We start from the raw sequence: 18430 nt of genomic DNA on the forward strand, positions 1-18430 counted from the left end.
GGTGGACTCCAGTAGAGCAATCGGGGCGATGCGACCGGCCGGTATCACAAGTAGCTGCCATTCACGGCATGTTGTTGACAGCCCCGGCCCGTACCGGAGCGGCGGTTATTAGGGTTGACCGAGCTACCGATCGTAAGGGGACGTAACACATGGGCGCCCTGCGGAACAACGGAGTCGCCGCCGAGCCGTTCGCGGTATTCCGGGAACTACGGGAGCAGGTCAGGAGCGGGCCGAGCGGAAAAGCCACCGAGACGCAACACGCCAAGGGAAAGCTGACCGGGACGACGAGCGCAGCTGCCTCGAAGAGGTCCGCTACCTGGTCTCGCTGCTGCCGTCGAACAACCGGCAGCAACCGCCCGCCGAGGCCCCGGACGATCCGGCGGACCGGACCTGCGAGGCGCTGCGGGACATCGTGCCCGTGGACGGCAACCGCCCCTACGACATGCGCGAGGTCATCGCCGAGATCGTCGACCACGGCGAGCACCTGGAGGTCCACGAGGGCTGGGCCGGCAACATCGTCTGCACCCTGGCCCGGATAGCCGGGCAGGTCGTCGGCATCGTCGCCAACCAGCCCCGCACGCTCGCCGGCGTCCTGGACATCAGCGCCTCCGAGAAGGCGGCCCGCTTCGTCCAGATGTGCGACGCCTTCAACATCCCGCTGGTCACCCTGCTGGACGTGCCCGGGTTCCTGCCCGGCGTCGACCAGGAGCACGGCGGGATCATCCGGCACGGCGCCAAGCTGCTGTACGCGTACTGCAACGCCACCGTGCCGCGGATCCAGGTGATCCTGCGCAAGGCGTACGGCGGCGCCTACATCGTGATGGACTCCCGCTCCATCGGCGCCGACCTGTCGTACGCCTGGCCGGCCAACGAGATCGCCGTGATGGGCGCGGAGGGCGCCGCGGGCGTCATCTTCCGCCGCGAGATCGCGGCCGCCGACGACCCCGACGCGGTGCGGGAACAGAAGATCAAGGAATACAAGGCGGAGTTGATGCACCCCTACTACGCCGCCGAGCGCGGCCTGGTCGACGATGTCATCGATCCGGCCGAGACCCGGCAGGTGCTTGCCGACTCCCTCGCCATGCTCAGCGCCAAGCACGCCGATCTGCCCGTCCGCAAACACGGCAATCCACCGCAGTGAGCCGGGCGCGCTCCGCCCACCAGCGCTTTTGCAGCACATTGCCAGCAGGGTGCGGCACCGGGTAGCGGTAAAAGGCCCTGGCAGTTAGCTGTCGGGCAGTTGCGCGGCGGCGATCGCCTTGAATAGCTTGTGGGCAGTGCGGCGGAATCCGTGAGTTTTGCCCGGACACCGCGCTGATGACCGTACCTCATGTTTCCCCGGCCATTGCCGAGGACTTCCGAATTCTCTCCTCAAGGAAAGCGAGAATGATTGTGGCTGCGACAACGGTGGAGCGCCAGGCCGTCATCAAGGAGATTATCTGCGACATCCTGGAGATCGAGCCCGAAGAGGTCACGGAGACCAGCCTCTTCAAGGAGGACCACGACGCCGACTCGCTGCGCGCCATCGAGATCCTGGCCTCGCTCGAAAAGGAGTTCAACGTCGTCATCGACCAGTCCGAACTGCCCCGCATGGTGAATCTGAAGGGCGTGTACGAGGTCGTCGCGGAGTCGGCCGGCTGGTAGTCGCAGGCGCCCGTTCGGAGCCCGTGAGGGGTCCGGACGGCGCCGCGCGGGGGTCCGAGGGTGGCCGGGTGGCCGGTCCGCCAGACAGTGGGGTGAAAATGTCAGAGATACCGGCGAACCGGGTCGTCATCACCGGCCTCGGCGCGGTGTCGAGCATCGGGATGGGCACCGCCGAGTTCCTGGCCGGGCTGCGGTCCGGGCGCAGCGCGGCGAAGCCGATCACCGCGTTCGACACCACCGGATACGAGCACGCCAACGGATGCGAGATCACCGACTTCGAGCCGGAGCGGTGGATCCGCTCGGTCAGCGGCGACGAGCTCGGAAGGGCGAGCCAGTTCTCCGTCGCCGCGGCACGGATGGCGGTGGCCGACGCCGGCCTCCCCGAGGACGACCTCCGTGCGGGCAAGAGCCTCGTCTCGATCGGCACGACCGACGGCGAGTCCCGGGACCTCGACCACCTGGTGGAGACCGAGGTCCGCCAGGGCGCGGAGCACATGGACCCGGGGGTCGCCGGCCGGGTGCCCGCGGGCCGGCTGTCCGCCGCCATCGCCCGCGAGTTCCGGCTCAGCCGCGTGGAGGCCGTCACGCTGCCGACGGCCTGCGCCGCGGGCAACTACGCCATCGGCTACGGATACGACGCGATCCGCACGGGCGAGGTGGACTTCGCCCTGTGCGGCGGGGCCGACGCCCTGTGCCGCAAGACGTTCACCGGCTTCTACCGCCTGGGCACCATCGCGCCCGAGCGGTGCCAGCCCTTCGACGTCGACCGCAAGGGCATCCTCACCGGCGAGGGCGCCGGGGTGCTCCTCCTGGAGAGCCTGGAGTCGGCGCGCTCCCGCGGCGCGGCCATCTACGCGGAGGTGCTGGGCTACGGCCTGAACTGCGACGCGTACCACCCGGTCGCGCCCAACCAGGACAGCGTCGCCCAGTGCATGCGGCTCGCCCTGGAGAACGCCGGGGTCAAGTCCGGGGAGGTGGACTTCATCTCCGCCCACGGCACCGGCACCAAGGCCAACGACGTGACCGAGGCGCGCGCCATCCGGCAGGTGTTCGGCGACGCGCCGCCCCGCACCGTCTCGATCAAGTCCATGATCGGGCACAGCATGGGCGCGGCGAGCGCGCTGGCCTCCATCGCCTGCTCGCTCGCCCTCACCGAGGGGTTCATCCCGCCGACGATCAACCACGTCCAGACGGACCCCGAGTGCGACGTCGACTGCGTCCCCAACGAGGCCATCCCGGCGGACCTGCGGATCGTGCAGAACAACGGCCTCGCCTTCGGGGGGAACAACTCCGTGGTCATCTTCGGCAGGTACGAGGCGCCCGAGGCGCGCCGGGCGGACGCGTCGTGACCGCCCTCCCGCCTCGCACCGCCGAGGACCAAGCCCCGGAAGCCCCAGAAGTCCCCGAAGCGCCCGAAGCCCCCGTCCACGTGACCGGCATGGGAGCCGTGGCCAGCGTGGGCGGCTGCGTGGACGACATCTTCGAGGCGCTCTGCGCGGGCCGCACCGGCCGCGCCGAGCTGCGGGGGTTCGACCGCGGGAAGTTCCGCGCCCAGTACGCGTACGAGATCGACGACCGTGGCGACGAGGGCGGCGACGAGCCGGGCCGGGCCACCCGCTGGCTGCTGAAGGCCGTCGAGGAGGCGGTCGAGGACGCGGGGCTGGCCGAGGACCTCCGCGACGTGCCCGTGCTCGTCGGCACGGGCCTGCGCGAGCTGCGCTCCGTCGAGCTGAGCTGGCGCGACGGCGCGCGGTTCGACATGGCCGAGCTGCACTTCGGCACCGCGCTGCGCAGGCGCTTCAACGCCCACCGCACGTACACCCTCTCCAACGCCTGCTCCGCCTCGCTCTACGCGCTGGCCATGGGCTCGGACCTGCTGGCGGCCGGTCAGGCGGACGCCGTCGTGGTCGCCGGCGTGGACACCCTCACGGAGAGCATGTACGGCCTCCTCGACCGCGTCCACATGGAACCGCCGGACCGCGTCATCCCGTTCGACGTGAACCGCAAGGGCGTGCTGATGGGCGAGGGCGCCGCGGCCGTGGTGCTGCGCCGGGGCGAGGGCGCCGCCGGTGTCCCGCGGGGCCTGCTCCGCGCCGTGCACGTCGACTGCGACGCCTACCACGTGACGGCCCCCGATCCGGAGGGCGTGGCCGGCGCGGTCCGCGGCGCCCACGAGCGGGCCGGCGTGAAGCCCGGGGACATCGACCTGGTGATGCTGCACGGCACCGGGACCCTGCTGAACGACGAGGCGGAGGCCGCGGCGATCGGCCAGGTCTTCGGCGCCGACACGGGCACGCCGCTGATGACCGCCCTGAAGGCGATGACCGGCCACACCTCCGGCGGCTCCGGGCTGCTCAGCCTGATCGTCGCCCTCAAGGCCCTGGAGTCGGGACGGATCCCGCCCACCGTCGGGCTGCGGGAGCCCGTGAGCGAGGCGGCCGGGTTCCGCTTCGTGCGCGGCTCCGCGGCGACCGCGGAGCTCGCCATCGCCCAGGTGGACGCGTTCGGGTTCGGCGGCGTCAACGCCGTCGCCATCGTGGAGAGGACAGCACGGTGACCGCTACGAGGATCCTGGTCACCGGCGTCGGCACGGCGCTGCCCGGCGTGAGCGAGCCGCGCGACCTGCTGCGCACTCGGAGCGTCGCGGGCGAGGCGTCGGTGGACCCCGCGGCGCTGATCGGAAAGCGCGGCCTGCGGTACAAGGACCGCGCCACGCAACTCGCGCTCTGCGCAGCGCAGGACGCCCTGGCGGACGCTGGCCTCCTCACGCCGGACCTGGCGGTGCCCGGCGGGTCCGTCGCCGTGGTGGCCAGCTCCAACCTGGGCAACCTCGACACCGTCTGCGAGGTCGCCGACGGCATCAAGGAGTACGGCGTCGAGGGCATCAGCCCGATGGGGCTGCCGAACGCGTCCAGCAACGTCGTCGCCTCCACCGTCGCCATCCGCCACGGCCTGCGCGGCCCCAACCTGATGGTCTGCAACGGAGCCGCCTCCGGCCTGGACGCGGTCTACTGGGGGGCCTCGCTGATCGCCGCCCGCCGGGTCGAGCGCGCCCTCGTGATCGGCGTCGAGTCCCGCAACGCGTACGTGGACGGGCTGCTCGGCAGGGCCCCGGGGGACCTCCTCGACGGCGCCGTGGCGCTGGTCCTGGAGCGCTCCCCGGCGGCCACCGCGCGCGGCGCCAGGGGGACCGCGGTGCTCGGCACGTACACCAGGCGGGACGGGGTCGAGGCATGCCTCGGCCGGCTCCTGGAGACGATCCCGGGGGCGGAGCCCGGCGTCTGGTTCGTGCCCGAGCGCCATCCGGGCAGCGCCGCCGTGCCCGCCGGCGTGCCCCGCAACGACCTCAGCACCGTCTTCGGCCGGGCATCCGGCGCCTACGGCGTGCTCCAGTGCGCGGCGGCCGTCGGCTGGTTCGGCTCCCGTGACCCGGGTGCCGGGGCGCCGGCCCTGGTCACGGCCGGGACCGACGAGGACGACGGGGTCGCGGGCCTCGTGCTCACCGCGGGCGCCTCGTGACGGCCGAGGCGTTACCGGTGACCGTGCAGCGGCGCAGGGCCGGCACCGGGGACTCCCCGCTGCGGGTACTGCTGATGCACGGACTCGCCGGCGGCGCCCGGACCTGGGACGCGTACCTGGAGCAGGCGGGCCCGCACGGGCACGAGCTGTGGACCGCCGAACTGCCCTGGCGCGCCGACGGCACCGCCGAGTGGACCCGCAGGTCGCCGGCGAGCTGGACGGCCGAGGCGCTGCGGATGGTGCCGGGCGGCCCGGACGTCGTCGTCGCCCACTCCTTCGCGGCGAACGCGCTGCTGGCACTGCTCGACGGGCAGGGGACACCGGCGGGGGAGCGGGACGCACCGGCCGGGGAGTACGGCACACCGGCCGGGGGGTACGACGCACCGGCCGGCGGGCCGGGCGCGGACGACGAGGACGCGTTCGCCCGGCACGGGCTGCGCGGCGTCGTGCTCGTCTCGCCGTTCTACCGCGCCGACCCGGGGGAGTTCGGCTGGGACACGATCGCCTACTACCTGAACCAGTTCGACACCATCCTCGCGGAGGGCCTGCGGGTGCGCTCCGGAGGGCGGCTGCCGCGGGACATCCAGCACGAGATGGCGCTGAAGGTCCGCGGGCGGATCGGCCCGCACGGCTGGATGAACTTCTTCTCCACCTACCTGGCCACCCCCTACCTGCGCACGCACCGGATGCTGGGCCCCTGCCTGGTGGTGGGCGGGGAGCGCGACTTCGCCGCCCACCCCACCGACAGCGAGGCCCTCAGCAAGGCGCTCCCCGACGCCGACCTCCACCTGCTGCCGGACTGCGGCCACTTCGCCATGGTCGAGCAGCCCGCCCGCTTCACCGCACTGACCGACGGCTTCCTGGCGCACGCCGCGGCCCGGCCGCACTCCGGCGCGCGCACACGTACACGTAGCACCGAGCGAACTGAGAAAAGAGGAGTCACCGCCCGATGAGCACAGACACCGACCAGGCGGTCAAGGAACTGCTGGAGTCCGAGACCCGGGTGACGCTGCGGCCCCGCTACGAGGGCTCCAACATCAACACGTGGATCGGCTTCAAACACGTCAACTACGTCGTCGAAGAGGCCGTCCTGGAGCACTTCCGCACCGCGGGCCTGCCCTCGCGCAGGCTGTTCGAGGACCACGGCCTCGGCCTGGACATCGTCGACCTGGACACCCGGATCCTGCACGCCTTCCACCAGGACGACCTGGCCCGTGCCGTGGTCGTGCCGAGGACGAAGGACGCCGACGGGCAGGTCGCCCTCGCCGTGACACTGTACGTGGAGCGGGACGGCGAGGAGCTGAAGGCCGTCACCTCCAAGGTGAGGGTGTCGCTGCGCGCGGACTCCTACCTGCCGCCGGTCGAGTTCCCCGCCGAGCTGGCGCGCTTCGCCACGCCCCGCCTGGGCGGGACGGCGGAGGCGGGACCGTGGCACGGCAGGCAGGTCACCGAGGCCGCCACCACCGCCCTGTCCGCGGGACGCGGCACCACCGGCGCCGACCCGGTCCTCCAGCAGCTGCTGGCGGGCGAGAACGCCTTCGGCTGGAAGTGGCGGATCCCCTACCCGTACTGCCACTTCAACGAGCGCCTCCAGATGTCGGGCTACCTGCGCCAGGTCGAGGAGGTCGTGGACCTGTTCCTCGCCGACCGCGGCATCTCCATCAAGACGCTGCTCGACGACCGCAAGTGGATCCCCGTCGTGCCGCACTCGCGGGTGCAGGTCCTCGACGAGGCGCTGATGGAGGAGGACCTGTACACGGTCTTCACCGTCGAGGAGGTCTTCAAGGACTTCACGTACACCGCGCGGACCGACTTCTACGTGGTCCGCGACGGGCGCCTCGTGCAGACCGCCACCGGCCGCATCACCCACGGCTACGCCGTCTTCCACGACCGCAGCGACTGGAGCCTGGTCAGCTTCGACGACCACGTGATCGGCGCCCTGAAGGGCGAGCCGGGGCCCGCCGGGAGCTGAGCCGGTCCAGGGCTCCCCCTCCCGCCCCCGCGAACTCCCTGAGAACCCCGGAGAAAGAGACGCGATGAACGACGTTGTGATCACCGGCCTCGGCGTGGTCTCCCACCTGGGCAGCGGTGTGCGTGCCTTCTGGGACGGCCTCGTCGCCGCGCGGAGCGCTCCGGCGGTGGCCGCCGACCCGCACGCCGCGATGGAGCTGCCGCTGATGTACGAGGTGCCCGGCTCGGTGGTGCTGCCGGAGGGCGAGCGGGAGGGGGACCTGGCGCTGGGGCGCGCCTCCCTGCTCGCCTTCGAGGCCGCCGACCAGGCCGTGGCGGACGCGGGACTCGGGGACGCGCGCGACCGGGATCCGGAGCGCACGGCCGTGGTGATCGGCACCGGCATGGGCGACTCGGGCCTGCACGAGCGGTGGCGCACCGACGGGCACCCCGACCAGGCCCACTGGTCCCCGGTCTTCTCGGTCGCCTCCGCCCTCGGCGCCAGGTTCGGCGCGGAGGGGGCCAACATCAGCGTCAGCAACGCCTGCGCGGCGAGCGGGTTCGGGCTCTCGGCCGCCGCCGACCTGATCCGCTCCGGCGAGGCGGACGTGGTCATCGCGGGCGGCGCCGAGGGCTACTCGCGGGTCGCCCTCGCCTGCTTCAACCGCCTGGGCGCGATCGACCCCGAGCGGTGCCGGCCCTTCGACCGGCACCGCAAGGGCACGCTGTTCGGCGAGGGCGCCGGGATCATGATCCTGGAGTCCGCCGAGCACGCGGCGGCGCGCGGCGCCCGCGTCTACGCCGCGCTCGCCGGCGTCGGCTGGAGCTGCGACGCCCACCACGCGACGGCGCCCGAGCCGACCGGCGAGCAGATCAGCCGGGCGCTGCTCCAGGCGCTGGACGCGGCGGGCGCCGAGGCGTACCAGGTCGGCTGCGTCGTCCCGCACGGCACGGGCACCGAGCTGAACGACGTCGTGGAGAGCCGCGTGCTGAACCAGGTGCTCGACGCCCGCTCCGAACGGATCCCCCTCTACAGCCTCAAGGCGCTGCTCGGGCACACCGGCGGCGCCGCGGCGGCCCTCGCGACGGTGGCGGCGACGCTCATCCTGCACCGCGGGACGGTCCCGCCCAACGCCGCGCAGCAGGAGCAGGACGAGGACTGCGACGTCTTCCTGCCGGCCGTGAGCACCCCGCTGGCCGGGAAGTACGCGCTGGTCAACGCCTACGCCTTCGGCGGCAACAACGTATCGCTCGTACTCCAGGAGGCCGGCGCATGACGACGGTTCGCACTCTGAACGCCCCTGCCCCCACCGCCGGCAGCCCGCCGCCCGGCGCCGACCTGACCGTGTCCGGGATCGGCGTGGTGACGCCCTGGGGCGACGAACCGAAGACCGGTGCGGCGGCGGACCGCCCGGTGCCGGACGGCTGGTTCGACCACCGGGAGCGGCTCGGCCGGCGCGGTTACAAGTACCTGCCGACCGCCACGCAGTACTTCCTCGCCGCGACCAGGCAGGCACTCGCCGACGCCGGCGACCTGCGGACCCCGGGCGACGAGGAGCAGCGCGGCGCGGCCGTCGGCTGCAACAGCGCCGCGGTGGCCCTGCACGACGCGATGGACCGCACCGTCCTCACGGAGAGCGCGGCCGGGCTCAGCCCGGTCACCGCGCCCTACTTCTCGATCAACCTGTTCGGCAGCCGGCTGGCCACCGAGCACACCCTCAAGGCGTTCAACCTCACCTTCACCTCGCCCCGGGTCGCCGGTATGGAGGCGCTGGAGGCGGGGACCAGGTCGGTGACGGCCGGCCGCGCGTCCTGGCTGCTGGCCGGGGCGACGGAGGAGGCGCTGCCCGAGGGGCAGGCCGGCCACGAGTCGTCCGAACGGGGCGCCGTCGCCCTCGTGCTGGAGCCGACCGAGGCGGTCAGGGCGCGCGGCGGGTCCGGTTACGGGCGCTGCCGGGCCCGCACGTTCTTCGTGCCGCCCGCGGCCGCGTCCTCGTCCGGCGGCGCGGTCCGGGCCCGCGCCCGGATCGAGGCGACGGTCACCCGGCTCAGCCCCGACGGCCGTCCCCACCACAGGACCATCGTGATCGTCGACGACTCACCGGTCGGGCAGGCGGTCGCGGGGGCTTTCGGAAACCGCGCCGAGCGGGTCGCGGCGGGAGCAGGTTCCCTGGAACCCATGCTCCAGACGGCCGCCGCCCTGGCCGACCTGTCCGACCCGGTGGTGATCGTGACGGCGGCCCGCGAGGGGAACGTGGGCGTGGCGGTGCTCTCCCGCTGACGCGGGGCGGTGCTCGATGTGCGGCTCCGCCGCGTGACCTGCGGTCCGCCACCCCTCGAAGGGGCGGATTCCGCCGCCTTGGGACCACCTGCGGATGGTGGGTTGCTCGCGCAGTTCCCCGCGCCCCTACGGGGCGCGGCTGGTGGACGCAGAGAACCACGATGGGCCGGCAGTCAACGAATGATGGCAGGGGCCAGGTCCGATAAGGGGCGCGGGGAACTGCGCAAAGAACCACGACGGACAGGTAGTCAACGAACGACCGCAAGGGGCCGGTTCCTGATGAGGGGCGCGGGGAACTGCGCAGAAAGACCACGACGCACCCGCACTGTCGAACTCCGCCGCCCCTGGCAGTTTGCTGACAAGCACCGCACTGCGGCCGGAGGCGCGGGCACAATGACCGGGACCGGCAGCAGTGAACGGGGAGAACCGATGAGCGGGACCGAGGACCGGCCCACCGGCCGGACGCCCACGCAGAGCCGCGAGAAGCGCCGCCCCTCGTGGCTGACGAGAACCCTGTCCGTCCTCGCCGTCCCCCTCGTCCCCTTCTACGGCGCCTTCCTCTCCTACTTCATCTACCACCCCCCACGCCGCCCCTACCATCGCGTCCCGGACGACTTCGACCTCCCGGTCACGGAGGCATGGGTCCCCTTCGGGAAGGGCCGCAGCCTGCACGTCTGGCTGGCCCCCGGCGACAGTGACCGCGTGGTCGTGGTCGGCCACGGCATCGGCCTGAGCAAGTCCGCCACGCTCGGCCAGGCGAAGTTCCTGCACGACGCCGGCTACACGGTCGCCCTGTTCGACCACCGCAACCATGGCAGGAGCAGCACGGACCGCGCCTTCTGGGGCCTGGCCGAGCGCTTCACGGACGACGTCGCCCTCGTCGTCGAGCACGTCCGGGCCCTCGGCCCGTACGCGGACGCGCGGTTCGCGGTGTTCGGCTTCTCCTTCTCCGCGTTCCCCTCCCTCTTCGTGCTGAAGCGCCCGGAGAGCCGCGTGGACGCCATCGTCTGCGACAGCGGCCCCGCCATGCGCATCCCGCCGCTCTTCCGCAACTTCGTGAACGCGAAGGGGGTTCCGGCTCCCGCGCCGCTGCGCACCGAGCCCGCCCTGTCCGTGCTGAGCAGGGTGTTCGGCTTCCTCGGCACGGCGATGCTGCAAGGCGAGTGGCCCCCGCCCGCCGAGGACGCGTACCTGCGGGCGCCGCTGCTCTTCGTCGCCGGCGAGGACGACAGGGTGATCCCGCTGGAGGGGGTGCGCGCGGTCGCGGCGGAGTATCCGAAGGCCGAGGTCTGCGTGCTGCCGGGGACGGACCACCTCCAGGGGATCAAGTCGGCGCCGGACGAGTACCGCTCGCGCGTGCTGGACTTCGTGAAGCGGGCGCTGGGGTAGCCGCCGTGACCGTGCCGACGATCTGGGGGGCGCTGCCGGAGGAGCAGGCAGCCGCGTACCCGTGCGACGACCTGCTTCCGGGCCGCACCGAGCAATGGTTCCGGGCGGTGACCGTGCGCGCGGACCGCGGCACCGTCTTCCGCTGGCTCTGCCAGCTCAAGGTCGCCCCCTACAGCTACGACTACCTGGACAACTTCGGCCGCAGGAGCCCGCGGACGCTGACCGAGGGCGCCGACCGCCTCGACGTGGGCCAGCGGGTCATGACCATCTTCAAGCTGGTCGACTACGAGCCGGACGGCCACCTGACGATGATCCTGGACGTGCCCTGGGCGCGCCGGGCCTTCGGCGACTTCGCGCTCAGCTACCGGGTGCTGGAGGTGGCGCCGGGGACCACCCGTCTCGTGGTGAAGATGGTGGTGGGCCGGCGGCCGGGAGCGTTCGGGACGCTCCACATCCGCTCGATGGCCTGGGGCGACCTGCTCATGATGCGGCGCCAGCTCACGACGCTCCGCTGCCTCGCCGAGCGGAACGGCGGCGGGGCGGCGGGCTGACGCCGGCCCGCCCGGGAGGCGAGTCGGCCTACCGGGCGGGCCCTGCGACTACGACAGCGTCGGAGTCGTCCAGTCACGCCACTGCGACAGGTTGCCCGCCTTGCTGCCGGAGATCCGGAAGACGTTGGGCGGGTTGCCCGTGCCCAGCAGGAACTTCTGGATGCTCTGCTGCAACGGAGCCTTCCACTCCGACCTGACGGCGCAGTGCGTGCCGTCCTGGACGTCGGACCAGTAGCTGATGTTGCTCCCGGCACCGAGCGCCTTGTAGACCTCGGCCCCGCCCAGGGCCGCCACGCTGCCGGACCTGGCGCCCAGCCAGTCCACGTGCGGGTTCTCCATCATGAACAGGCCCCGCGGCGCGATCATGCCGACCATCTCGTGGGTGTCCACGGGCAGCGAGTTCGGGTTGCCCGTGAACGGGCTGAAGGCGTCGCCGAACCACGGCTGCTCGCTGTAGGCGCTGCTCAGCGGCTGGGAGCCGCTCTCCCCGGGGATCCCGCGGAAGATCGGGGCGCCGGCGGTGCCCGACTCGATGGGCATGGTCAGGGCGATGCGCTGGTCGAACGCGCCGGTGACGAAGGCGCCCTTGCCGAACCGGGAGCATCCCGTCACGCCGGTCGCGTCCGAGCGGAGGATGCTCCCGCCCGACTGCTCGATGACGTCGATGATGCGGCTGACGCCCCAGGCCCAGGCCATCAGCAGGCCCGTGCTGCTCGACGAGCCGTAGATGCTGTAGTAGGCGCCCTGCTTGTTGTTCCGGGGCGTGCCCTCCTTGCCGACGGCGTACGGGTCGTAGTTGATGACGGCGGCGCCGGAGGCCCTGATGGTGGCCGTGTCGGCGCCGAATCCGCCGAAGACGACGACCGCCGGGAAGGGGCCGGAACCGCTCGGCAGCGACACCGACGCCGAGAAGCCGGCGCTCTTGCCCTGGTCGGAGACGTTCACGGTGATGCCGGTCCGGGAGACCGTGCCCGTGACGGAGGCCGGCTTGGCGTGCTTCTCGCCGTAGACGTACTTCTCGGCCGTCTTCTTGATCTCCTCGCGGCGGCAGCGCCAGTCGGACCTGGCGGTGATGCGCGTGCCGTTGAGCCTGGTGAACGGGTCGGGAAGCTTCGAGTTCGAGGGCCCGGTGCCGGGGGTGGCGACCGCGCAGTCGGCGCCGTCGTCCTCGACGCCGGCCCGGATCTGCGGTGCGGCGCTCAGGTCGCCGGCGGATAATGCCCCCGCGCCGGGGGTGGCGGCCAGGAGGCCGGCCACGGCCACGAAGACCGCGGTTGCCCACACCCGGGGCCGATAGCGGTGGAAGCGCATTTCTGGGGACCTCCATGGGGGAGGGCGCGCAGGCGACGGGAACGGCCCCGGCCGGACGGCATGGAGATTCGCCCGCCATGGAGTCGTCTGCCCCTCGGTGCACACCGGATCGTGGGAAGTGCGGACCACGATGGCGTCGAAGCTGCCCCCAGGTCCCACCGCCGTCGGGTCTGCCCCGGATCCCCACCGGCGTCGAACCTGCCCCAGGCCTCAACCGCGGCCCAGTACACGGGAACGGTAGAAGGACGGCCGTCGAACGCGCAACCCCGCCTGACGGCAACGGAGTTGGGGTGGCGAAGAAGTGCCGCCCGGCGGCGGGCGCGGCCGGGCGGCACGGTTCAGGCCGTCCGGGCTGAGGGCCTCTCGATCGAAAGACCCAAGGCCCGGCCGCGGCCTTCGGTGGGCGTCAGGCGGCTGCTGCCGCCCCGAGGACGACGGGAAGCTGCTGGTGGCCGTTGGAGATGAGGCTCGGCAGCGGCCGGAGCCGGTCGGGGTCGACGGCCAGGCGCAGGCCGGGGAAGCGGGCGAAGAGCGCGGCCAGCGCGATGCAGACCTCGATGCGGGCGAGTTCGGCTCCCACGCACAGGTGCACGCCGTGGCCGAAGGCCAGGTGCTCGTGGGAGGCCGCGCGGCCGATGTCGAACAGGTCGGCGTCCTCGCCGTGCACCCCCGGGTCGCGGCCCGCGGCGGCATAGTTGATGGCGATCGCGTCGCCCTCGGCGAAGACCACGCCGGTGGGATCGTCCACCACCTCGTGCACGGCGAACCGCAGGAGGATGGTGGCGATCGGCGCCTCGTGCCGCAGCGCCTCCTCGACGACCTGCTCCCACGGCGTCTGGCCGGTGGTGGCCAGGGCGAGCTGGTCGGGGTGGGTGAGGAGGTCGACCACCGAGTGGTCCAGGAGGTTGACCGTGGTCTCGTGGCCGGCGCCGATGAGGAGCATCAGGCTGTCGGCGAGCTCCTGGTCCGTCAGCTCGCCCTCGGCGTGCGAGGCGACGAGGGCGGTCGTCACGTCGTCGCCCGGGTTCTCCCGCTTGTGGGCGATCAGCTCGCCGCAGAGCCCGTAGAACCGCACCGGGGCCTCGGCCGCCTCCTCGGGCGTGAGGTCGGTGGCGAAGAGGGCGCCGATGCCGTCCCGGAACGCGTCGTGCAGGTGGTCGGGCACGCCCAGCACGCTGTTGACGACGAGGAGCGGCAGGCGCCAGGCGAAGCGGGCGCGCAGGTCGACGGTCTCGTCCGGGGCCGCGGTGGCGAGTTCGTCGAGGAGAGCGGCGGTGATCTCCTCGATGCGGGGCGCGAGCGCGCGCACCCGGCGGGTGCTGAACGCCGCGGCCAGCGGGCGCCGCAGGCGGCGGTGCTCGGCGCCGTGGGCCGTCAGGGCGTTGCGGACGTCGACCCAGATCCGCAGCGGCCAGTCCGCGGGTATCTCCCCGCGGACGTAGGCGGGCCAGTGCTGGTGCGCGTCCTTCGAGATGTGCGGGTGGACGAGCAGGCGGCGTATCAGGTGCGGGTCGGTCACGGACCATGCGTCGATCCCGCCGGGGAGCGTCACACGGGCCGCCGGGCCGAGGGCCCGCAGAGCGGACGCCTCGGCATGGATATCGGCGGCTGAGGGGTCAAGTGCGTAAGGACATCCGGTTACCTGGGGGTTGGCGGTCATGACGGTTCACCTTCCGATAGCCGTTCTGGTGTCGGGGTGGAACATCACGGGCAGCGCCGTCAGCCCGGCGAGGAAGGTGCCGGGCCTGTTGCGCAGCTCACTGTCGGGTACGGCGAGGTCGAGACCGGGGAGCCGGTCGAGGGCGCGCTCCAGCGCCGTCTCCGCGATGACACGTGCAAGGTCGGGCGCCGGACAGGCGTGCACTCCGGCCGAGAAGCCGAGATGGCCGCGATTGCCCGCCCGGGCGGCGGGCGGAACCTTCAGCCCTGGATCGCCGTTGGCGCCGGCGAAGCTGACAAGGATCGGATAGCCCGGCGCCAGGTGCACGCCTTCGAAGCTCTGCTCGCCGAGCGCGTAGAGGGGGGAGTAGTTGGGGATGGGCGGGTTCTCCCACAGTAGCTCCTCCAGCGCGTCCGAGACCGGCCTGACGCCGTCGTGCACGCTGCCGGCGAAGCTCTCGTCGGTGAGCACCCGCCGCAGGCCGTGCCCGATGTGGCTGGCGGTGGGGGGCGCCGCGGCACCGAAGACCAGCAGGATCGTCTGCGCCATCTCCGAGTCGGTGAGCCCCGCCTCGATCAGGTGGCTGGTGACGTCGTGCCGCGGCCGCTCCCTCTTCAGCCGGGTCAGCTCCAGGCACGCCTTCTCCAGGTCGGCGTTGGCCTGCGCGGCGTCGGCGCCCGCGTCGAACAGCCGCGTCACCGCGTACACGATCTGCTCGCCGAGCTCCGGCGGCGAGCCGAACAGGTAGATCACGGTGAGCATCGCCAGCGGCTCGGCGTACTGCGCGACCAGGTCGGCCTTCCCCTCCGTGGAGAAGACGTCGATGAGGTGGTCGGCGATGGCGTTCACCGAGGAGACCAGCGCGTGGGTGTCGACGCGGGCCATGCTCGTGGTGATCGCCTTGCGCAGCCTGGCGTGGTCGGGGCCGTCCTTCCACAGCGCGTTGTCACGCGGGTGCATCATCAGCGCGGCCGGGCTGTCCGCCGGCACCTCGCCCTTCTTCAACGCCTCCCACTGGCCGGGGTCCTTGGCGAACCTGGCCGGCGTGTTCCGCAGCAGGTACACGGCCGCCCGGTAGCCGACGGCCAGGTAGCCGTAGACGCCGGGGGAGATCTCCACCGGCGCGATCGGCCCGCGGGCGCGCAGCCGGTCGTAGGTGGCGTGCGGGTCGGCGCTGAAGGCGTCCCCGTGGATCGGCAGCGGGTCGTCGGCCTCGGGAGGCGTGAACGGTGCGGTCGGTGCGGTCACTGGCTCGGCTCCGGCGTCAGGGTGAGCAGATGGCTGATGAGGACGATCAGCGCGTCGCGCGAGCTGGCCTTGTCCCGGGCGTCGCAGGTCACCAGCGGCGTCTCGGGCGCGAGGTCCATGACCTCCCGCAGGCGCTGCTCGGGGACGACGGGCGCGCCGTCGAAGAGGTTGATGGCGACGGTGTAGGGCAGGCCCAGGTCCTCGACGAGCTGGAGGATCGGGTAGGTCTCGGCGAGGCGTCTGGTGTCGGCGAGCACCAGCGCGCCGAGCGCGCCCACGGCCAGGTCCTGGAGCACGGGGTAGAAGCGGGGCTGGCCCGGCGCGCCGAACAGGTACAGGACGAGGTCGTCCGTCAGGGAGAGGCGGCCGAAGTCCATGGCGACCGTGGTGGTCGCCTTGTTCGGCAGGTCGGTGGTGTCGATCCCCGCGCCGGCGGTCGTCATCACCTCCTCGGTGCTGACGGGCGCGATCTGCGACAGGCAGTGGACCAGCGTGGTCTTCCCGGCACCGAAGTGGCCGGCGACGAGGATCTTCGCGGTCCGCTCGTCGCCTCGCAGGATCGGTGGGGCATCAGAGGCGGCGAAGGCCGGCAAGGACATCCTCCAGCAGCGTGCGGCGGTCGGTTTCAGGGCTCTGCGTGCTGCGCGGCCCGGTGGAGATGTGCCCGGAGTCCATCAGGTCGGCCAGCAGGATGCGCATGACGCTCAGCGGCAGCGACAGCAGTGCCGCCAGCTCGGCGACCGACTGGGCGCTGCCGGCCAGCACTTCGAGGATCCGGACGTGTTCGGGGGTGAGCTGGGCGCGGCCGAGGTGGGCGGCGGCGCCGGACAGCGAGACGAGCGTGACGTGGTCGAAGTGGTTGCGGCTGGCGTGCGACCTGCCGCCGGTGACCACGTACGTCCGCACCAGCCGGTCGCCCCCGCGCCGTGCGGCACTCATGCGCTCTCGGCTTGCGGTTCACGCGGTGCCACGGCCATCTCGTCGCCGAGGCGCTCCACCATCTTGGCCATGTCGTAGGAGAACGCGGAGACGTCCACGTCGGGTCCCGCGGAGGCCACCAGGTAGGCACCGTCGGCGGCGGCGATGACGAACAGGAAGCCGTCCTGGAACTGCACCATCGTCTGCTGCCACGCCGTCGGCTTCGCGCTGACGAAGTCGCCGCCGTTGCGGCTGAGGGACTGCATGCCCGAGGCGATCGCCGAGACACGGTCGGCCACGTCCGGCTTCACTTCCGAGGACGCCGCCCGCTGCAGCCCGTCGGCGGACAGCAGCACCGCGTGCCGCGCGTGCGGCGCCTTGACCAGTTCGTCCAGGATCCAGCTCACGTCGGGGTTCTTGGTCACGATGTCTCCTCATGGGTGGTGCGGGCGGACTCGGTGGCGCGGACGAACGCCGCCAGGTTCTGGCCGGAGCCTGGGGTCGGCGGGACGGTCGCCGGACGGCTGGGGACGGGCTTGCGGTTCCGGGAACGGCGGCGCAGGGGCAGCCCGTCGTCCGCCACCGGGTAGTCGTCGGCGGCCGGCGGGGCCTCCGGGCTGCTCTCCACGACGTCCTGCGGGGCCTTCCGCTCCGGCTCGGCCGGTTCGGCGGGCTCGGCCTCGGGCCGGGCGCCGGAGCCGGGCGTCGTGAGCAGCGCGCGGGGCAGGTGCAACACGGCGCGCACGCCGCCGTGCACCGAGTGCTCCTCGTCGATCGAGACGCGGAAGCCGTACTTGGCGGCGAGCCGTCCGACACCGAGGTGGCCGAAGCTCGGCGGCACCTTCAGCTCGGTGAGCATCACCGGGTCCTTCCCGGAGAGCCGGCGCCCGGCCAGCTCGCGGGCCTCGGGGGCCATGCCGGGGCCCGCGTCGTGGATCTCGATGCTGACGCCGTGGTGCGCCTCCAGGAAGCTGACCTCCACCGGGGTGGTGGGGGCGCTGTGCCGGGCGGCGTTGTCGAGCAGCTCGGCGACAGCGAGCACCACCGGCTCGACGTACCGGCTGGCGACCCAGTGCGGCGACTCGCTGGGCACCTTCACCCGCTGGAAGTCCCGGATCCGGGAGACGCCGCCGCGCACCGCGTCCAGCAGCGGCACGTCGTCGCGCTGCCGGCCGGGCCACATGTCGGTGAGCACGCCCAGGATCTGCAGGCGGCGGGCCAGTTGGTTGCCGGTGTGGTCGATCGGCTGGACCAGCTCCAGCAGTCTCTCGTCGTGCTCGGTGTCGAGCAGCTTGGTGATGGCCGCCTGCTGCTCGTAGACGAGCGCCTGGACGGAGCGCGTGACGGCCTGCACGGCGGCCCGGGACGCCGCCTCCGCGCGCTCGGCGGCCGCGACCGTCAGGGAGTTCACCTCTTCGAGGACGGTCAGGTACGCCTTGCCGGTGGCGGTGTCGGCGAGCATCTGGTGGCGGGGGCCGCCGCAGGAGGCGAGGTCGCCGATGCTCTGCTGCAACGCGTACACGAGGCCGGGCAGGCGGGCCTCGGCGAGGTGCGCGGCCTCCTCGTCCCGCAGGGTCACCTGCCTGCGGGCCTCGGCCGCGCGCCGCTCCGCGTCGGCGAGGGAGGCGTGGAGTGTCGTCAGGCGGCGCCCGCGTTCGGCCGCTTTGCGGTAGTAGCGCACCGCGACCGTGCCGGCGGCGACCATGCCGCCGGCGGGTACGCACAGCAGCACGTCCTGTATGAGGGAGGTCATCGGATCCTCTGGCATAGGGGGAGATGTGGCAGGCGCGGCGGTGGGACCGCGCGTGGGGGTTCAGGAGCGGGGACGGCGCCGGATGCGGCGCCGGTGGACCCGGCGCGGCGCGTACGGGGCTAGGTCGGGTCCGGCGGATCTTCGTGGATCAGCCTGCGGCGTCTGGTGCTGGGGGCACCTCCCACGCCTTTCAGGCTGTGGGGGAG

The 18430-nt window shown here is 72.6% G+C and carries 17 protein-coding genes and 1 pseudogene; 11 read left to right on the forward strand and 7 right to left on the reverse strand.

The window, feature by feature from the left end; genetic code table 11:
* Positions 1–280 precede the first annotated feature (280 nt).
* The 11 genes and pseudogenes from Sm713_RS11800 to Sm713_RS11850 form a co-directional block, all read left to right on the forward strand.
* Positions 281–1141: pseudogene (locus Sm713_RS11800) on the forward strand (acyl-CoA carboxylase subunit beta); the annotation flags it as partial.
* Between the two features lie 245 nt (positions 1142–1386).
* On the forward strand, positions 1387–1644 hold the full coding sequence (locus Sm713_RS11805; protein ID WP_212909577.1) for an acyl carrier protein: 258 nt from the start codon (positions 1387–1389) through the stop codon (positions 1642–1644).
* A 98-nt stretch (positions 1645–1742) separates the two neighbouring features.
* Positions 1743–2993 (forward strand): beta-ketoacyl synthase, encoded by a 1251-nt coding sequence (locus Sm713_RS11810; RefSeq protein ID WP_212909578.1) that lies wholly within the window; start codon positions 1743–1745, stop codon positions 2991–2993.
* An 80-nt stretch (positions 2994–3073) separates the two neighbouring features.
* Entirely contained in the window at positions 3074–4201 is a 1128-nt protein-coding gene (locus Sm713_RS11815) for a beta-ketoacyl synthase N-terminal-like domain-containing protein (protein WP_283249771.1), read from the forward strand.
* Positions 4198–5163: a beta-ketoacyl synthase N-terminal-like domain-containing protein gene (locus Sm713_RS11820; protein WP_212909579.1), complete on the forward strand. Its 966-nt coding sequence runs from the start codon at positions 4198–4200 to the stop codon at positions 5161–5163. The genes Sm713_RS11815 and Sm713_RS11820 overlap by 4 nt, the downstream gene beginning before the upstream one ends.
* Before the next feature lie 17 nt (positions 5164–5180).
* Positions 5181–6116 carry an alpha/beta fold hydrolase gene (locus tag Sm713_RS11825; protein WP_212909580.1) on the forward strand — a complete coding sequence of 312 codons (936 nt, stop codon included), beginning with the start codon at positions 5181–5183 and terminating at the stop codon, positions 6114–6116.
* On the forward strand, positions 6113–7135 hold the full coding sequence (locus Sm713_RS11830; protein ID WP_212909581.1) for a thioesterase family protein: 1023 nt from the start codon (positions 6113–6115) through the stop codon (positions 7133–7135). Before Sm713_RS11825 ends, Sm713_RS11830 begins: the two co-directional genes overlap by 4 nt.
* Before the next feature lie 64 nt (positions 7136–7199).
* Positions 7200–8390, forward strand: coding sequence for a beta-ketoacyl synthase (locus Sm713_RS11835; RefSeq protein ID WP_212909582.1), 1191 nt, complete (start codon positions 7200–7202; stop codon positions 8388–8390).
* Positions 8387–9394: a beta-ketoacyl synthase N-terminal-like domain-containing protein gene (locus tag Sm713_RS11840; protein ID WP_212909583.1), complete on the forward strand. Its 1008-nt coding sequence runs from the start codon at positions 8387–8389 to the stop codon at positions 9392–9394. The genes Sm713_RS11835 and Sm713_RS11840 overlap by 4 nt, the downstream gene beginning before the upstream one ends.
* Positions 9395–9823: 429 nt before the next feature.
* On the forward strand, positions 9824–10783 hold the full coding sequence (locus Sm713_RS11845) for an alpha/beta hydrolase (protein WP_212909584.1): 960 nt from the start codon (positions 9824–9826) through the stop codon (positions 10781–10783).
* Between the two features lie 5 nt (positions 10784–10788).
* On the forward strand, positions 10789–11334 hold the full coding sequence (locus tag Sm713_RS11850; protein WP_212909585.1) for a hypothetical protein: 546 nt from the start codon (positions 10789–10791) through the stop codon (positions 11332–11334).
* 48 nt (positions 11335–11382) lie between these two features.
* Here Sm713_RS11850 and Sm713_RS11855 read toward each other — a convergent pair whose 3' ends face one another.
* The 7 genes from Sm713_RS11855 to Sm713_RS11885 all read right to left on the reverse strand — a co-directional run bounded on the left by Sm713_RS11855 (position 11383) and on the right by Sm713_RS11885 (position 18224).
* On the reverse strand, positions 11383–12645 hold the full coding sequence (locus tag Sm713_RS11855; RefSeq protein ID WP_212909586.1) for a cellulose-binding protein: 1263 nt from the start codon (positions 12643–12645) through the stop codon (positions 11383–11385).
* Positions 12646–13051: 406 nt separating this feature from the next.
* Complete coding sequence (locus Sm713_RS11860; RefSeq protein WP_212909587.1) at positions 13052–14305, reverse strand: cytochrome P450; 1254 nt, start codon at positions 14303–14305, stop codon at positions 13052–13054.
* A 6-nt stretch (positions 14306–14311) separates the two neighbouring features.
* A complete protein-coding gene (locus tag Sm713_RS11865; RefSeq protein ID WP_212909588.1) occupies positions 14312–15553 on the reverse strand; it encodes a cytochrome P450 in 1242 nt (413 codons plus the stop codon).
* A complete protein-coding gene (locus tag Sm713_RS11870) occupies positions 15550–16152 on the reverse strand; it encodes an ATP/GTP-binding protein (protein ID WP_212909589.1) in 603 nt (200 codons plus the stop codon). The genes Sm713_RS11865 and Sm713_RS11870 overlap by 4 nt, the downstream gene beginning before the upstream one ends.
* Positions 16124–16492 (reverse strand): DUF742 domain-containing protein, encoded by a 369-nt coding sequence (locus tag Sm713_RS11875; RefSeq protein ID WP_212909590.1) that lies wholly within the window; start codon positions 16490–16492, stop codon positions 16124–16126. The genes Sm713_RS11870 and Sm713_RS11875 overlap by 29 nt, the downstream gene beginning before the upstream one ends.
* Positions 16489–16896, reverse strand: a complete 408-nt coding sequence (locus Sm713_RS11880) for a roadblock/LC7 domain-containing protein (RefSeq protein WP_212909591.1) — start codon at positions 16894–16896, stop codon at positions 16489–16491. The genes Sm713_RS11875 and Sm713_RS11880 overlap by 4 nt, the downstream gene beginning before the upstream one ends.
* Entirely contained in the window at positions 16893–18224 is a 1332-nt protein-coding gene (locus Sm713_RS11885; RefSeq protein WP_212909592.1) for a sensor histidine kinase, read from the reverse strand. Before Sm713_RS11885 ends, Sm713_RS11880 begins: the two co-directional genes overlap by 4 nt.
* Positions 18225–18430 lie beyond the last annotated feature (206 nt).

Origin of the sequence: Streptomyces sp. TS71-3 (assembly GCF_018327685.1) — a bacterium.
GTDB lineage: Bacteria > Actinomycetota > Actinomycetes > Streptomycetales > Streptomycetaceae > Streptomyces.

Excerpts from the sequence above, each read along its gene's own strand:
- Sm713_RS11805 (WP_212909577.1), top strand. The coding sequence starts at position 1,387 with ATGATTGTGGCTGCGACAACGGTGGAGCGCCAGGCCGTCATCAAGGAG.
- Sm713_RS11810 (WP_212909578.1), top strand. The coding sequence starts at position 1,743 with ATGTCAGAGATACCGGCGAACCGGGTCGTCATCACCGGCCTCGGCGCG.
- Sm713_RS11830 (WP_212909581.1), top strand. The coding sequence starts at position 6,113 with ATGAGCACAGACACCGACCAGGCGGTCAAGGAACTGCTGGAGTCCGAG.
- Sm713_RS11835 (WP_212909582.1), top strand. The coding sequence starts at position 7,200 with ATGAACGACGTTGTGATCACCGGCCTCGGCGTGGTCTCCCACCTGGGC.
- Sm713_RS11840 (WP_212909583.1), top strand. The coding sequence starts at position 8,387 with ATGACGACGGTTCGCACTCTGAACGCCCCTGCCCCCACCGCCGGCAGC.
- Sm713_RS11845 (WP_212909584.1), top strand. The coding sequence starts at position 9,824 with ATGAGCGGGACCGAGGACCGGCCCACCGGCCGGACGCCCACGCAGAGC.
- Sm713_RS11855 (WP_212909586.1), bottom strand. The coding sequence starts at position 12,645 with ATGCGCTTCCACCGCTATCGGCCCCGGGTGTGGGCAACCGCGGTCTTC.
- Sm713_RS11860 (WP_212909587.1), bottom strand. The coding sequence starts at position 14,305 with ATGACCGCCAACCCCCAGGTAACCGGATGTCCTTACGCACTTGACCCC.
- Sm713_RS11870 (WP_212909589.1), bottom strand. The coding sequence starts at position 16,152 with ATGTCCTTGCCGGCCTTCGCCGCCTCTGATGCCCCACCGATCCTGCGA.
- Sm713_RS11875 (WP_212909590.1), bottom strand. The coding sequence starts at position 16,492 with ATGAGTGCCGCACGGCGCGGGGGCGACCGGCTGGTGCGGACGTACGTG.
- Sm713_RS11885 (WP_212909592.1), bottom strand. The coding sequence starts at position 18,224 with ATGACCTCCCTCATACAGGACGTGCTGCTGTGCGTACCCGCCGGCGGC.